Origin of the sequence: Acinetobacter sp. YH12069 (assembly GCF_013419675.1) — a bacterium.
GTDB classification, from domain to species: domain Bacteria; phylum Pseudomonadota; class Gammaproteobacteria; order Pseudomonadales; family Moraxellaceae; genus Acinetobacter; species Acinetobacter amyesii.
This window is the reverse complement of sequence record NZ_VOZS01000057.1, coordinates 1-1,427: the sequence shown is the minus strand read 5'-3', so window position 1 is coordinate 1,427 and position 1,427 is coordinate 1. Positions and strand designations below refer to the sequence as shown.

The following is a 1,427-nucleotide window of genomic DNA, read 5'->3' as shown; positions in this document are numbered from 1 at the left end:
ATATCGTTCAAGTGAAAAATTGGTATGCGATTTTTATGGAAAAGAACAAGACTACACAAGAAAAACTGGTGTCGAATTTACAAAAATCTATGCACCTGAAAATACAAATACTGAGTTACTCAAGCGCCAAACACTTTGGAATGAAGTCGAAAAGGTTGAACGTAGAAAAGATGCATTACTTGCAAGAGAGTTTGAGATTGCATTTCCCAGTGAGTTAAACGCTGAACAGCGTGAAAATATGCTCAATGAACTTTGCCGAAACCTCGTTAAAAAATACGGTGTCATCGTTGATGCTGCTATTCATGCACCTCATACAGACAGTGGAAGTGATGAACGCAACTACCATGCACACATCATGTTCACAACCCGAAGTATTAATGAGCAGGGTGGCTTTTCAGCAAAAAAATATAGGGACTTCAGTCGTGACAATGGCACAGAAACTGTAAGCCACTGGAGAGAATCATTTGCAGAGTTATGCAATCATCACCTGGAACAAAATGGATTTGATGAACGTGTCGATCACAGAAGTTATGAAGACCAGGAAAGTGACCTAGAAGCAACTCAGCACGAAGGTCCTCAAGCGACATACCTCCGGAGACGAGGGATATTTACAGAAATTAGTCTGAAAAATGATGAAATTAAGCTACGTAATTTAAAAATCAAAAAGGTCATCGCACTGGATGAAAACATCAAAGTATCTGAGGATCTTGTTCAAAAAGTACGAAGTGAGCTTCAGTTTCAATACTCTCAAGCTGAGTATTCAGAAAAAACTTCTCAGAAACTTTATGAATTCCAAAATGAAGAATTATCAAAATTAACAACAAAATTAGACACGATGAGTTCTGCAATATCAGAACTACGCAAAAAAGAGCCTTTATTTTTTAAAACAAAATGGATCAATCAAATAAATGACCTGATCGACCAACACAACACCCAACTAGACATCCAAAAGCATATTTCTGGTCTTAGTGAAATAGAAAAAAAAGAGAGATATTCTGATCATTTAAATAAATGGACAGAAGAAAATCAGCTGCTCCAGCCTAAAAAGTCTTTTGCAAAACTTGACGAACCGAACATCACTGTTAAACAACGAAAACTTAATGATCAAATTTCAAATATAGATCATCAAATTTCTGAAATATCACGCAGAGAAACTGAGTATCAAGAGTATGTACGCGATCAAAGACTGGAGATCATAAATAGTTATATATTTGAAGAAGATAACTATGGAAATAAATACTTTAGTCCTCAAAATGGTGAAAAACAAAAGCGACTATATGCAGAAGAAATGGAAGATCTAAAAATCCAAGAATTGCATGCGGCTTTTACAAAAAAAATTGAGACCGAAGCGCAGCAAGAGTTTTCCCAAAAAAGAGCAATACAGCTCGAAAACGACCGAAAAGATCGTGAATCTAGAGAACAGCAGT

At 36.1% G+C, this 1,427-nt stretch carries 1 protein-coding gene; it reads left to right on the top strand.

What is annotated here, in order from left to right; translation table 11 throughout:
* The coding region (gene mobQ / locus FTU16_RS16395; RefSeq protein WP_180163694.1) for a MobQ family relaxase at positions 1-1,427 on the top strand (1,427 nt) is incomplete at both ends.